Source organism: Pseudomonas sp. PSE14 (assembly GCF_029203285.1).
Classification (GTDB): Bacteria; Pseudomonadota; Gammaproteobacteria; order Pseudomonadales; family Pseudomonadaceae; genus Pseudomonas.
The window spans coordinates 692,692-705,665 of record NZ_CP115669.1 but is presented as its reverse complement, the minus strand read 5'-3'; the positions used below and the strand labels follow the sequence as shown (position 1 = coordinate 705,665).

11 protein-coding genes and 2 riboswitches are annotated in these 12,974 nt (G+C 68.0%); of the genes, 4 read left to right on the top strand and 7 right to left on the bottom strand.

Annotated elements, in window-relative coordinates:
- Positions 1-57 precede the first annotated feature (57 nt).
- Both O6P39_RS03310 and O6P39_RS03305 read right to left on the bottom strand, forming a co-directional pair.
- Complete coding sequence (locus O6P39_RS03310; protein WP_275610011.1) at positions 58-762, bottom strand: CbtA family protein; 705 nt, start codon at positions 760-762, stop codon at positions 58-60.
- Between the two features lie 115 nt (positions 763-877).
- Entirely contained in the window at positions 878-1,066 is a 189-nt protein-coding gene (locus O6P39_RS03305; protein WP_275610010.1) for a CbtB-domain containing protein, read from the bottom strand.
- A gap of 104 nt (positions 1,067-1,170) precedes the next feature.
- Positions 1,171-1,384, bottom strand: a riboswitch (cobalamin riboswitch).
- Between the two features lie 71 nt (positions 1,385-1,455).
- A riboswitch (cobalamin riboswitch) is annotated at positions 1,456-1,651 on the top strand.
- 234 nt (positions 1,652-1,885) lie between these two features.
- On the opposite strand from O6P39_RS03305, the gene cobW reads away from it, so the two are divergent.
- Together cobW and cobN are read left to right on the top strand one after the other, a co-directional pair.
- Positions 1,886-2,938, top strand: coding sequence for a cobalamin biosynthesis protein CobW (gene cobW / locus O6P39_RS03300; RefSeq protein ID WP_275610009.1), 1,053 nt, complete (start codon positions 1,886-1,888; stop codon positions 2,936-2,938).
- A 108-nt stretch (positions 2,939-3,046) separates the two neighbouring features.
- Entirely contained in the window at positions 3,047-6,778 is a 3,732-nt protein-coding gene (cobN, locus tag O6P39_RS03295) for a cobaltochelatase subunit CobN (protein WP_275610008.1), read from the top strand.
- Between the two features lie 317 nt (positions 6,779-7,095).
- On the opposite strand, the gene O6P39_RS03290 is transcribed toward cobN, so the two are convergent.
- Entirely contained in the window at positions 7,096-8,193 is a 1,098-nt protein-coding gene (locus tag O6P39_RS03290) for a 3-deoxy-7-phosphoheptulonate synthase (RefSeq protein WP_275610007.1), read from the bottom strand.
- Between the two features lie 294 nt (positions 8,194-8,487).
- Entirely contained in the window at positions 8,488-8,622 is a 135-nt protein-coding gene (locus tag O6P39_RS03285; RefSeq protein WP_275610006.1) for a hypothetical protein, read from the bottom strand.
- A 143-nt stretch (positions 8,623-8,765) separates the two neighbouring features.
- Between O6P39_RS03285 and O6P39_RS03280 the strand changes: the two genes are divergently transcribed.
- Positions 8,766-9,773 carry an AAA family ATPase gene (locus O6P39_RS03280; protein ID WP_275610005.1) on the top strand — a complete coding sequence of 336 codons (1,008 nt, stop codon included), beginning with the start codon at positions 8,766-8,768 and terminating at the stop codon, positions 9,771-9,773.
- Positions 9,755-10,438, top strand: a complete 684-nt coding sequence (locus O6P39_RS03275; protein ID WP_275611873.1) for a VWA domain-containing protein — start codon at positions 9,755-9,757, stop codon at positions 10,436-10,438. Before O6P39_RS03280 ends, O6P39_RS03275 begins: the two co-directional genes overlap by 19 nt.
- Positions 10,439-10,464: 26 nt before the next feature.
- On the opposite strand, the gene O6P39_RS03270 is transcribed toward O6P39_RS03275, so the two are convergent.
- The 3 genes from O6P39_RS03270 to O6P39_RS03260 form a co-directional block, all read right to left on the bottom strand.
- On the bottom strand, positions 10,465-11,088 hold the full coding sequence (locus O6P39_RS03270) for a glutathione S-transferase (protein WP_275610004.1): 624 nt from the start codon (positions 11,086-11,088) through the stop codon (positions 10,465-10,467).
- 66 nt (positions 11,089-11,154) lie between these two features.
- Entirely contained in the window at positions 11,155-11,877 is a 723-nt protein-coding gene (locus tag O6P39_RS03265; protein WP_275610003.1) for a cobalt-precorrin-6A reductase, read from the bottom strand.
- On the bottom strand, positions 11,874-12,971 hold the full coding sequence (locus O6P39_RS03260; protein ID WP_275610002.1) for a cobalt-precorrin-5B (C(1))-methyltransferase: 1,098 nt from the start codon (positions 12,969-12,971) through the stop codon (positions 11,874-11,876). The genes O6P39_RS03265 and O6P39_RS03260 overlap by 4 nt, the downstream gene beginning before the upstream one ends.
- Positions 12,972-12,974 lie beyond the last annotated feature (3 nt).

The window sequence follows — 12,974 nt, the reverse complement described above, 5'->3', positions numbered from 1 at the left end:
AAATGAAAAACCCCGCAGTCGGCTGGGCCGGCTGCGGGGTCGAGCATAGCGCGTGGATCAGGTCGACGGCGCGAAGCGGCGGAACAGCCAGGCCGCAACGAGGCCGAGCGCCACCCAGAACACCGCGTTGGTGACCAGCGAGGCAATGATGAACTCATGGGCGAGGCTTTCCGGCGCGAGGCTGGAATGCACTTCCGGCTGCGGCGCGCCGATCACGTGGGGCACCACCAACAGCGCGACACCGACGATCTTCAGTGCCCAGTTGCGGCCGAACACCAACAGTGCGAGGCCGGCGGCGGTGGACGCGGCGGTGCCGATCCACCAGGTCTGGCGCAGGGTCAGCTCAGCGGCGGCGGTGCCCGGAACCTCCGGCGGCAGCCCCAACGACGGCGCCAGGGTGAACACGGCGAAACCGCCCAGGCCCCAGAGCAGGCCTTCGGAGGTCTTGCCCGGTTCGCGCAGGGTGAACAGGCCGGCCAGCATCAGGGCGAAGCCCACGGCGACCACCAGGTTGCCGCCGGTGGTGGAGAGGATGCGCTGCCAGCCGTCTTCCGGCTCCCAGGCTTCCGCGTCGTGATGGTGGCCAGCGGCGGCACCGTCGGCGTGCTCATGACTGTGTTCGGCCATCGCTACCGGCTCGGATTTCTCATAGGTCTCCGCCTTGAGGATCAGCGGGGATACCCACAGCAACTGGACGACAGTCAGCACCAGCGCCGCGATCAGACCGGCGAAACCGGCGGTCTGGGCGATACGTTTGATCATTGCAGTTCTCCGGACTCTCGGGCCGCGTATGGCAGGCAAAGCATGTCCGTGACCGCATCGAACGAGCAGCCAGGGACGCTTCAACTCAGCCGCGTCTACACGCAGCCCACACAGATCAGTGGCAGGGGAAGCCCGCGCTATGACGGGTATCGTGGGCAGCGTTGTGCACCGCCTCCAGATGCGAGAAACCGGCGAAATACACCAGCAGCGCACCGAGCAGGCTGGCGCCGACGGCCAGGGCGATGCGCTTGGAAAGGGGGATGGAAGTGCTCGACGCCTGTTGCGTCAGGATACTGCTGGACATGAACGTTCCCTCTAGAAATCAAAGTAGAGAACGCAGAGGTTGAACGCATTCGAACGCGCCAAAAGGTCGCGCCACGGCCTGCGCCCGCCCACCGCGGGTTTGCCAAAAAACGAAGCATTCCAGGCCGGTCTCCGGGCTTGCGACGTTGGCTCGTGGCCAAGCGGGTCAGTCTTCCCATGCGTGCGCACAGTGACTACTGATGACCCTACGATCGCCTACCGTTGCGGGGGCAGCGCCGGACTGGTCCTTGTGGACGCACCGGCTTCCCGTTTCACCTCGCGCGCGACGGCGCGAGACACCTGAAACCGCGCTAGCTGACCACGAAGCCCCGCGAGCGTCAACCGCGCGGCAACCGATCCCCGGCGATTGACCGCCCCGTCATCGCTGCGTAGCCTTCTGCCCTTCGAGGTTCTCCGGCGCTGGCCGGAGCTAAGAGGGAACGTGGAAATCTTCGGATGCGCCACGGCTGCCCCCGCAACTGTGAACAGCCTGTCTCTTCACGCGCCACTGCCGATTCGGGCGGGAAGGCGAAGGGACGACAGAGGGCTGTGAGCCAGGAGACCTGCCTCGTGACTGGTTTTCGATCTGCTGCGCGTCGGCCATGCTGCGTTGGAGGATCGCCGTGGACTGCTCATTGACTACAGTCAACTCCGCGTCCCCGGCGATCCTCCGCCTTGCCTGGCTCTAGCTCGCGAGATCCAGAACCGGTTCGTTATCAACAGACAACCGGGCGGGGTGATCCGGTGGCGACCTTCGTTGCGCGGCGAACCCGCGCTCGCGCCCTTCATCCGCCTTCCAACTTCCGCTTGCGAGGCGCGCATGAAAACCCTGGCCAAACTCCCCGTCACCATCGTCACCGGCTTCCTCGGTGCCGGTAAGACCACCCTTCTCCGCCACATGCTCGACAATGCCGAAGGCCGCCGCATCGCGGTGATCGTCAACGAATTCGGCGAGCTGGGCATCGACGGTGAAATCCTCAAGCAGTGCTCCATCGGTTGCAGCGAAGAAGAAGCGGTCGGCCGCGTCTTCGAACTGGCCAACGGCTGCCTGTGCTGCACCGTGCAGGAAGAATTCTTCCCGGTGATGCGCGAGCTGGTGGCGCGCCGCGGCGAGCTCGACCAGATCCTCATCGAGACCTCGGGCCTCGCCCTGCCCAAGCCGCTGGTGCAAGCCTTCCAGTGGCCGGAAATCCGCAACGCCTGCACCGTGGACGCGGTGATCACCGTGGTCGACAGCCCGGCCGTGGCCGCCGGCACCTTCGCCGCCCATCCCGAGCAGGTCGACGAGCAGCGCAAGCAGGACCCGAACCTGGACCACGAATCGCCGCTGCACGAACTCTTCGAAGACCAGTTGGCCAGCGCCGACCTGGTGGTGCTGAACAAGGCCGACCTGCTGGACGCCGACGCCCTGGCCCGCGTGCGCGCCGAAGTCGCCGAGGAACTGCCGCCGGCAGTGAAGATCGTCGAAGCCAATTCCGGCCAACTGCCGCTCTCCGTGCTGCTGGGTCTGAATGCCGAGGCCGAGCTGCACATCGACAGCCGCCCGACGCATCACGACCACGAGGGCCATGAAGATCATGACCATGACGAGTTCGACTCCTTCCACGTCGACCTCCCGGAAGTGGAAGAGCGCGCCCTGCTGGATGCACTGAACGCGCTGGTCGAACGCCACGCCGTGCTGCGCATCAAGGGCTTCGTCGCCATCCCCGGCAAACCCATGCGCCTGCTGGTGCAAGGTGTCGGCAAGCGCTTCGACAAGCACTTCGACCGCGCCTGGCGCAGCGATGAAAACCGCGCCACGCGCCTGGTAGTGATCGGCCAGGAACTGGACCAGGCCACCATCGCCAACGAGCTGCGTACCGCCCTCTCCTGATCGTGTAGGAGCGAGCTTGCTCGCGAACAGCGTTACCCGATGATACCAAAGCTGGGCTGGTTCGCGAGCAAGCTCGCTCCTACAGATAGCCACCACAGAGCGAGTTCCATGCACCTGCTGCGCACCCAACCCGGCGGCTTCGTCCCCGACGACGGCATCGCCGACCTGGCCCAGACGCCCGCCGACCTGGTGATCCTCTGCAGCGGCGACTCGCACCTGGCGCTGCTCGCCGAGGCCGCCCGCGAACTGCCGGAGGATTACCCGAGCCTGCGCCTGGCCAACCCCATGCAGTTGCAGAACCACGCCTCGGTGGACCTCTACGTCGACGAGGTGCTGCAGCACGCCAAGGTGATCCTGATTTCCGTGCACGGTGGAGTCGGTTACTGGCGCTACGGCATGGAGCAGTTGGTGGCGCTGGCCGAGCGAGGCGTCACGCTGATCGCGGTACCCGGCGACGACAAACCCGACCCCGAGCTCAGCGCCCTGTGCAGCGTCCCGCCGCAGGATGCCGAACGCCTCTGGCAGTACCTGCGCCAGGGCGGCATGGATAACGCCCGGCAGTTCTTCGCCTGCCTCGCCAACCGTCACCTGCAACGCGATTACGCCTGGAGCGAGCCACAAACCCTGCCGCGCGTGGCGGTCTATCACCCGCAGATTGGCAGCAGCGACCTCGCCCGCTGGCAGGTCGACTGGCACCCCGAGTCCCCGGTGGCCGCCTTGTTGTTCTATCGCACGCACCTGCAAGCGGCGAACACCGGTTTTATCGACACCTTCTGCGAACGCCTGCAGGCCCAGGGCATCAACCCACTGCCCATCGCCGTGGCCAGCCTCAAGGAAGCCGCGTGCCTGGCGACGGTAGAAAGCCTGCTCGATAGCGCCGACGCCGAGCTGATCATCAACACCACCGGCTTCGCCCAGTCGAACCCGGAAGCCCCACAGGAGCGTCCTTTCCGGCGCGATGTGCCAGTGCTGCAAGCCATCTGCTCGCTGGATAACCTCGACCTCTGGCGCGCCAACCCGCAGGGCCTCGGCCCGCGCGACCTGGCCATGCACATCGCGCTGCCGGAACTGGATGGCCGCCTCATCACCCGGCCGATCAGCTTCAAGGGCCTGGCCTGGCGCAGCGAGCGCAGCCAGAGCGACGTGGTCTGCTACCTGCCGCACCTGCCAGGCATGGACTTCGTCGCCGAGCTGGCGCGGCGCTGGATGCTGCTGGCGCGCAAGGCCAATGCCGACAAGCGCGTGGTGCTGATCCTGGCCAACTATCCAACCCGCGATGGCCGCATCGGCAACGGCGTCGGCCTCGACACGCCGGCCGCCGCATTGAACATCCTGAGTGCGCTGGAGGCTCAGGGTTATCCGGTCGCCGGTTTGCCCGATTCCGGCACGGCGCTGATCCAGCAACTGCTCGGCGGCGTCAGCAACGACCTCGACAGCCTCGACCTGCGCCCCTGCGCGCAGAGCCTGGCGCTGGACGACTACCTCGCCTGCTTCGCGCGCCTGCCCGCGGCCAACCAGCAAGCCGTGCGCGAGCGCTGGGGCGAGCCGCAACAGGACCCGATGTTCCGCAGCGGCCGGATGATGGTCGCTGGCCTGCGCTTCGGCCTGGGCTTTGTCGGCATCCAGCCAGCGCGCGGCTACCAGCTCGACGCGGCGGCGATCTACCACGACCCGTCACTGGTGCCGCCCCACGGCTACCTCGCCTTCTACTTCTGGCTGCGTGAAGTGTTCGGCGCCGATGCTGTGATCCACGTCGGAAAGCACGGCAACCTGGAATGGCTGCCGGGCAAGGGCGTCGGGCTCTCGGAAGAGTGCTGGCCGGACGCGATCCTCGGCCCGCTCCCCAACCTCTACCCCTTCATCGTCAACGACCCCGGCGAAGGCGCGCAGGCCAAGCGCCGTGCCCAGGCGGTGATCATCGACCACCTGATGCCGCCACTGACCCGCGCGGAAAACTACGGCCCGCTGCGCGACCTCGAACGCCTTGCCGACGAATACTACGACGCCTCCCTGCTCGACCCGCGCCGCGCCAGCGAGCTGCGTGGCGACATCCTCACGCTGGTGCGCGAGACCGCGCTGGACCGCGAGCTGGGCCTGCAACTGAGCGACGACCCGGAAAGCTGGCTGCCGCAGTTGGACGCCTACCTCTGCGACCTCAAGGAATCGCAGATTCGCGACGGTCTGCATGTGTTCGGCGAATCACCCGTGGGCGAGTTGCGCCGCGACACGCTGCTGTCGCTGGTACGCATTCCGCGCGGCGACGGACGCGGCGGCAACGCCAGCCTGCTGCGCGCACTGAGCGAGGATTTGCAGCTGGGTCGCGACCCGCTGGACGAAGCTTTCGCCGAGCCGTGGGAAGGTCTGCGCCCTGGCTTGTTGACCGCCGTCAGCGACGAGCCCTGGCGCAGCAACGGTGACACCCGCGAGCGCCTGGAGCTGTTCGCCCTGCGCCTGATCGACGGCTCGGTCAGCGCGCCCGGCAGCGCCAGCGCGGCGGTCCTCACGCAACTTCAGCAGCAGATCGCGCCGACGCTCGACGCCTGCGGCGCCAGTGAAATCGGCCACCTGCTCGCCGGTCTCGCCGGCCGCTTCGTCCCGCCCGGCCCCAGCGGCGCACCCAGTCGCGGGCGCGTCGATGTGCTGCCCACCGGGCGCAACTTCTTCACCGTGGACGTGCGCAACCTGCCCACGCCGACCGCCTTCCGCCTGGGCTTCCAGTCCGCCAGCCGCCTGCTCGAACGCCACCTGCAGGATCACGGCGATCACCTGCGCCAGCTCGGCCTGTCGGTGTGGGGCACGGCGACCATGCGCACCGGTGGCGACGACATAGCCCAGGCCCTCGCACTGCTCGGCGTGCGTCCGGTGTGGCAGGCCGGCAGCCAGCGCGTGGAGGATTTCGAGATCCTGCCGATCAGCCTGCTCGACCGCCCGCGGGTCGACGTGACGCTGCGCGTCTCGGGTTTCTTCCGCGACGCCTTCGCCAACCTGATCCGCCTGTTCGACGCCGCCGTGCAGGCCGTCGCCGCGCTGGACGAGCCGGACAACCTGAACCCACTGGCCGCTCGCGTGCGGGCCGATCAGGCACGCCTGCAAGCCGAGGGATTGGCGCTTGATGAAGCCCGCCGCCAGGCCGGCTGGCGCATCTTCGGCGCCCAACCCGGCGCCTACGGTGCCGGCGTGCAGGGCGTGATCGAATCGCGCCAGTGGGACAGCCGCGCCGACCTTGCCGAGGCCTACCTGAACTGGGGCGGCTACGCCTACGGCAGCGGCGATGACGGCACCCCGGCGCGCGAGCGTTTCGCCCAGCGACTGTCCGGCCTGCAGGCGGTACTGCACAACCAGGACAACCGCGAGCACGACATCCTCGATTCCAACGACTACTACCAGTTCCAGGGCGGCATGCTCGCCGCCGCCGAGGTCATCCAGGGCCAGGCGCTGGCCAGCTACCACGGCGACCACAGCCAGCCGGACAACCCGCGCATCCGCACCCTCAAGGAAGAACTCGGCCGCGTGGTGCGCGCCCGCGCGGTGAACCCGAAATGGATCGCCGGCATGAAGCGCCACGGCTACAAGGGCGCCTTCGAACTGGCCGCGACGGTGGACTACCTGTTCGCCTTCGACGCCACCAGCGAACTGGTGGACGACCACCAGTACCGCCTGCTGGCCGACGCCTACCTGCTGGACGACGACACCCGCGAGTTCATCCGCCAGCACAATCCCGAAGCCCTGCGCGACATCGCCGAACGCCTGGTGGAAGCGCAGCAGCGCGGGTTGTGGGAGGAGCCGGGGGAGTATCGCGAGACGCTGGAGAACCTGCTGGTGGACAGCGAAGAGCAGTGAGGTATGTCACGCCGTCTTTGTACCGCGGAATCTCGCGCCATTGCATTCCCTCACCCCAGCCCTGGCTGCGCGCCCCGCTCCTGAGGGAGAGGGAGCCGATCCTGCCGGCTGGCACCCCGGTTCCCCCTGCACGTCACTGTCCCCTCCCCCTCTTGCGGGAGAGGGTTAGGGTGAGGGGCTTTTGATTTTGTAGGAGCGAGCTTGCTCGCGAACCCGCCTCCGCTGCGGGGGCATGTTCGCGAGCAAGCTCGCTCCTACGAAAAGCATTCGAGCGTAGGGCGTACAACCGTTCGCGGTTGTACGCCGCCACCTTGGTATCAGCCGCGACGCAGACGCTCGGCCGCGCTCAACAACAGCGCCTCGGTGCCGCTCCAGCCCAGGCAGCCGTCGGTGATCGAGACACCGTAGCGCAACTCACCGGACAGCGGCTGGCAGCCGTCGAACAGATGACTCTCCAGCATCACGCCGCGCAGCGATGCATCGCCGGCCAGGCGCTGGTCGAGCACGCTGTCCAGCACCGCCGGCTGGCGCAGCGGGTCCTTGCCGCTGTTGGCGTGGCTGCAATCCACCATGATGCTCGGCTCGATGCCGAGCTTCTCCAGCCCCTGGCGAATCTGCTGCACGCTCTGCGCATCGAAGTTCGGCCCGGCGTGGCCGCCGCGCAGCACCAGATGGGTGTCCGGGTTGCCCTGGGTCTGCACCAGTGAAGGCCGGCCCAGCGCGTCGATGCCGAAGTGCTGGTGCGGGTGAGCGGCCGAGCGCATGGCATCGGTGGCGATGCCGATGCTGCCGTCTGTGCCGTTCTTGAAGCCCACCGGCAGGTCGAGGCCGCTGACCATCTCGCGGTGCACCTGGGATTCGCTGGTGCGCGCGCCGATGGCGGCCCAGCCCAGCAGGTCGTCGAAGTAGCCAGCCACCAGCGGTTGCAGCAGTTCGGTGGCGATCGGCAGGCCACGTTCGAGCATGCCCAGCATCAGCCGGCGCGACAGTTCCAGGCCGCCGGCCATGTCGCCCGTGCCGTCCAGCTGCGGGTCGTAGACCAGGCCTTTCCAGCCGATGGTGGTGCGTGGTTTCTCGACGTAGGCGCGCATTACCAGCAGCAGCTGGTCGCTCACCTGCGGCGCCAGTTCGGCGAGGCGGTCGGCGTATTCGAGGGCGGAAACGGGGTCGTGCAGCGAGCAGGGGCCGATGACGACGAGCAGGCGCGGGTCGCGGCCGTCGAGTACGGCGCGGATCGCCTCCCGGCCTTCGCGGACGCGGTGGGCCATGGCGGCGGACAGCGGCAGGCGCTGGCGCAGTTCGACGGGGCTCGGCAGCGGTTGTTCGCGGCGGCGAGCGGAGGGCAAGGGCAGGTCCAGGACTTCGGCGGACTGCTGGATATCGTGGCGGATCAGGGTGGAGGTGGAAGCGTTCATCTGACTGGCATCCTTGGCCGGCGCGGTGTTCTTTCCGCGCTCGGCGCTCTATCTAAGTGTTCGTGGCAAGGCTCGTTGGGTGGCACGCAGCGCGCTGCTAAATCGCCAGTCGGAGTTGCGGTAATAGCGGTAATAAGTGGTGTTCATGTGTCGATCCTCTGTCTGAGCGTTTTGGCTCGGTTCAATTCGTTGGCCTTGTGGGCCGGAAAAACAAAAACCCCGGTCGGGTTGCCGACCGGGGTTTCGTGAATCTGTCTGGTTGGCGACCCTGCTTGCTAGGGCGCCTGTGGGGTATCAGGCGCGCCTTTGGCTAAACCAATACCCATAGAAGAAATAGCCGGCAGCCGCGGCCAGAACCTGCGCGCGAACGACCGCGGAGCCAATGGCACCGAGGCGGGCGAGGGACTGGATGGACAGGCTGGACGGCATGATGTTCTCCGTGGAATGGGGCTCAACTTACTGCATCGCGGCGCGCCGATCAATGACTTGTCTCTATGAAGGCGATGGACATGAGTCGCGCGTCGTACGCCCGGTTCGCTACCATGCACGGACGAAATCCGCAGGAAATCCCCATGACCGCCCTTCCCCATTTCCCACTGGCTGCCGTCGTCGGCGCCGATGAGTTGAAGCTGGCCCTGTGCCTGGCAGCCATCGATCCGGCCATCGGCGGCGTGCTGATCGAAGGGCCCCGCGGCATGGCCAAGTCCACCCTGGCGCGTGGCGTGGCCGACCTGCTGGACGGCGGGCGCTTCGTCACCCTGCCGCTGGGCGCCAGCGAGGAGCGCATCGTCGGCACCCTCGACCTGGATGCGGCGCTGGGTGAAGGCCGCGCACAGTTCTCCCCCGGCGTGCTGGCCCACGCCCACGGCGGCGTGCTCTATGTGGATGAGGTGAACCTGCTGCCCGACCACCTCGTCGACCTGCTGCTCGACGTGGCCGCCAGCGGCATCAACCTGATCGAGCGCGACGGCCTGTCCCACAGCCACCCGGCGCGCTTCGTGCTGATCGGCACCATGAACCCCGAGGAAGGCGAACTGCGCCCGCAACTGCTGGATCGCTTCGGCCTCAAGGTGCAACTGCAAGGCACGCCGGCGCCGAGCGAGCGCGCCGAGATCGTCCGGCGCCGCCTGGCCTTCGATGGCGATTCGCAGGCCTTTCTCGATCAATGGCAGGAAGCCCAGCAGGCACTGCAACAGCGCTGCGTCGAGGCACGCCAACGCCTTGCCGCGATTGCCCTGGATGACGCTGCGCTGAACGAGATCGCCGAGCGCTGCCACGCCGCCGGCGTCGACGGCCTGCGTGCCGACCTGGTCTGGCTGCGCGCCGCCCGTGCCCATGCCGCCTGGCGCGGTGCCAACGCCATCGAGGCGCAGGACATCGACGCGGTCGAGCACTTCGCCCTCGCCCATCGCCGTCGCCATGCACCGCCGCAATCGACTACGCCGCCGCAGTCCTCTTCCAGTCAGGCCCAGGCGCCGTCCAGCGCCTCCAACGGCGAAGGCCAGTGGGGCGAAATGCCTGCCCAGAGCGTCGCCATGGGCGAACGCCGGCAACTGACGGGCTGGCCAAAAAAGCCCTGAGCATCCGCCCGCGCCCGGCCCCAGGCGCGGATGCCAACCCCCGACCCGGCCAGCTCGCCGGCGGCCGCAGCGGCGCCCGCCAACAGGGCGCGCTCGGCCGCATCGACTGGCCCGCCACTCTGCGTAACGGCCGCCCGCAACATCGCGCCGACCTGGTGCTGCGCGCCCGCAGCCGCAAGCCCGCCGAACTCTGGCTGGTGATAGTCGACGCCTCCGCCAGCACCCGCCGCCACGGCGCATTGGCACAGGCCAAAGGCTTGCTCGCCGAGACCTTCGAACAAGCCTACCGCCAACGCGCCCGCCTCGCCGTACTCCACGCCACGGGCGCTCAGCCGCGCTGGCTGTGGCAAGGTCAGAAAGCTTCGGCGCAATTGCAGACCTGGCTGGAACAGCTCGGTGCCGGCGGCGGCACTCCGTTGATCGAAGCACTGCAGCAGGCCCGCGACTGGCTGGAAAAGCGCCAGCGGCAGAAGCCGGGCGAGCATCAGCGGCTGCTGGTGCTCACCGATGGCCGCTTGCGGGATTGGCCGGCGTTGCAGCCCCTGCCCTGCCCGAGTCTGTTGGTGGATATCGAAGGTGGCGCGGTGCGGCTGGGACGCGCGCGGAAGCTGGCGGACGAGCTGGGGGCGGAGTATCGGCGCATCGACGAAGCTTCAGCGGGCTAGCGCTGGGAGCCGCCTCTCTCCAGCCCTCAAGGCTCCCCATTCCGCCCATACAGAAGAAACCCCGGTCGCTCGCTGAGCCGCTCGTAGTACGCGGCCACGGCAGGCAGGTCAGGACGCTGCATGGGTGTCAGGTACCAACGGTTCACCGACAAACCGAGCACGATGTCGGCAAGCGTGAAGCGCTCACCGGCCACGAAAGCACCGGTGTTCTGCAACTGCTGGTCGAGGATCGACATGCAGTGGTTCCACTGCGCCTCGCTCAGGGCGACGGCGGATTCGTCGGTGTGGCTCGGGCTGTTGCGCACCTTGGCCATGAATACATAGCGCCAGGCGTTGTTCAGCTCGGTGGCCTGCCAACCCATCCATTGCTCCACCCGCGCCCGCTCGCGCGGCGAGGTCGGCAGCAGGTCGTTGCGTGGGTACTGGCCGGCCAGGTAGGTGCAGATGGCATTGGACTCCCAGAGCACGAAGTCGCCGTCGACGATCACCGGCACCATGGCGTTGGGATTGAGCGCAAGGAATTCCGCCGAGGCGGTGGAGCGAAAGCCCGTGCCCCAGTCTTCCCGCTCGTAGGGCAGATCCAGCTCGGCGCAGGTCCAGAGCACCTTGCGCACGTTGATCGAAGAGGCGCGTCCGAGGATTCGCAGCATGATCGTCACTCCCTGTGAAAATGGCAGACAGCATAGAGCGCGACGTAATGCCGGCGAAACCCGGCGCTAGGTGAACGGCTCCAGCGCAGCCCACAGCGCATCGACGCTCTCGAATGTCCGATCCACCTCCGGCAACGGCGGCCGCGCCAGGATCAGCACCGGCACTCCCCGCTCGCGGGCGACCTGCAGCTTCGGCTCGGTGGCCTGGCTGCCGCTGTTCTTGCTGACCAGCACGTCGGTGCCCAGACGCTCGAAAAGTTCGCGCTCGCCGTCGAGGGTAAAGGGACCGCGCGCACCCAGCACCTCGGCGCGCCCGTTGCCCGGCAGGCTTTGCAGGCAACGTACGGTCCAGTGCTGGTGCACGGGAATCTCGTCGAGGTGCTCAAGGGGCTCGCGGCCCATCGTCAACAGCGGCCGGCGGAAGCGCTCCAGCGCGGCAATCAGCGCCGGCCAGCCGGCCACCTCGCGCCAGTCATCTCCGGCACCGGCTTGCCAACCGGGACGGCGCAACGCCCAGCAGGGCACGTCGGCCAGTTGTGCGGCGCGGGCGGCGTTGGCGCTGATTTGCGCGGCATAGGGATGGGTCGCGTCGAGCAGCAGGTCGAAGCCCTGTTCACGGATGAACGCAGCCAATCCTTCCGCGCCGCCGTAGCCGCCGACGCGCACTTCACAGGCCAGGTCGTCCGGTACCTTGCCCAGCCCGGCGAGGCTGTACAGGTGTCGCGGTCCCAGCCGACGCGCAACGGCCAGCGCCTCGCCGATGCCACCCAGCAGCAGGACACGCTTCATCGAGCCTCCAGGGACTCGCCGACCAGGTTGCCCTGGCGGTCGATGGCGAAGACTTCCAGCCGTACTTCGGCCGGCACGATACGCCGTGCGAACGCCAGTGCGCGGGCGCAAACGGCGTCCCCCAGGGCAATTCCTTCTTCGCGGCACAGCGCCAGCGCCTGCTGGCTGGTGTTGGCCTCGCGCATGCGCTGTTGCAGGTCCGCCGACGCGCCAATCTCCGCCGCCCACTCCGCCAGCTGCGGCAGGTCGATACTGGAGTGTCGGCTGTGCAGGTCCATGTGGCCGGCGGCGAGCTTGCTGATCTTGCCGAAGCCGCCGCAGACGCTGAAGCGCTCCACCGGCGCCTTGCGCAGGTGCTTGAGGGCGGCGCCGGCGAAGTCGCCCATCTCGATCAGCGCGGTGTCGTCGAAACCGTAGCGGCGGCGCATGGCGTCCTCGCTGGCGTTGCCGGTACAGGCGGCGAGATGGCGGAAGCCGTTGGCGCGGGCGACGTCGATGCCCTGCTGGATCGAGGCGATGTAGGCCGAACAGGAGAACGGCCGGACGATCCCGGTGGTACCGAGAATGGACAGCCCGCCGAGAATGCCCAGACGCGGGTTCATGGTTTTCAGCGCCAGCTCGGCGCCGCCCTCGACGCCGAGGGTGACTTCGAAGCCGCCCGTGTAGCCACATTCGGCGGCCAGGGCGGCGAGGTTGTCGTGCATCATCTGGCGCGGCACCGGGTTGATCGCCGGTTCGCCCACCGCCAGCACCAGGCCGGGTTTGGTGACCGTACCGACACCGTCGCCGGCATGGAAGCGCACACCCGCTTCGGCGCTCAACGCAACGCGGGCGAAGACCAGCGCGCCGTGGGTGACGTCCGGGTCGTCGCCAGCATCCTTCAGGGTGCCCGCCTCCGCCCCCTCGGCAGTCAGCCGGCAGAACTCCAGGCGCAGGGTGGCGAGACGTTCCTTGGGCAAGGCGATCTGCGCCGCGTCGCTGGCTTCGCCGGTCAGCAGTAGGCGCGCCGCAGCAAGGCTGGTGGCGGTGGCGCAGCTGCCGGTGGTGTAGCCGCTGCGTAGTGGGCGGGGTTCCTCGGGGGTTTCGTCACGCATGGT